The organism is Variovorax sp. 05L425, assembly GCF_056397705.1.
The window spans coordinates 1-668 of record NZ_JBFTNY010000081.1 but is presented as its reverse complement, the minus strand read 5'-3'; the positions used below and the strand labels follow the sequence as shown (position 1 = coordinate 668).

Annotated in this window: 1 protein-coding gene; it reads right to left on the bottom strand. The window is 68.4% G+C overall.

Annotation, left to right across the window (positions count from 1 at the left end):
- Positions 1–665: Rossmann-fold NAD(P)-binding domain-containing protein (locus AC1DN9_RS30065; protein ID WP_478106021.1), on the bottom strand; the 665-nt coding region annotated here is incomplete at its 3' end.
- Positions 666–668: the final 3 nt, after the last annotated feature.

The following is a 668-nucleotide window of genomic DNA, read 5'->3' as shown; positions in this document are numbered from 1 at the left end:
TCCTTCTCCTCGGCAGTCTCGTAGGGCACGTCGATGAACTTGCCGCCCAGGGACTCGATCTGTTCCTTGACGCTGGGGCGTACATCGGAAGCCTCGATGACGGCGCCCAGGCGCTTGGCGGTGGCAATCGCCTGCAATCCCGCAACGCCGACGCCCAGGATCACGACGCGTGCCGCCTTCACGGTGCCGGCGGCGGTCATCAGCATCGGGAAGAAGCGCTGGTACTTGTCCGCGGCCATCATGACGGCCTTGTAGCCGGCGATGTTGGCCTGGGAGGAGAGCACATCCATGCTCTGGGCGCGGGTGGTGCGCGGAGCCGCTTCGAGGGCGAAGGCGGTCAGGCCGGCCGCGGCCAGGCGCTGAAGACCGTCGGCATCGAAGGGATTGAGCATGCCGACCAGCACCGTGCCCGGCTTCATCAGCGCCGTCTCGCGATCGTCAGGACTGCGCACCTTCAGCACGATCTCGCAGCCGAAGGCCCCCGCGGCATCGGTGATCTGCGCACCAGCGGCCTCGTAGGCGCCATCGGTGAGGCTGGCCGCAATGCCCGCGCCCGATTGCACTCGCACGGTGTGGCCCTGCGCAACCAGCTTCTTCGCGGTCTCCGCAGTCACGGCCACTCTTGTCTCGCCTGGCGCAGTTTCGGCCGGCACGCCGGCCGGCACGCC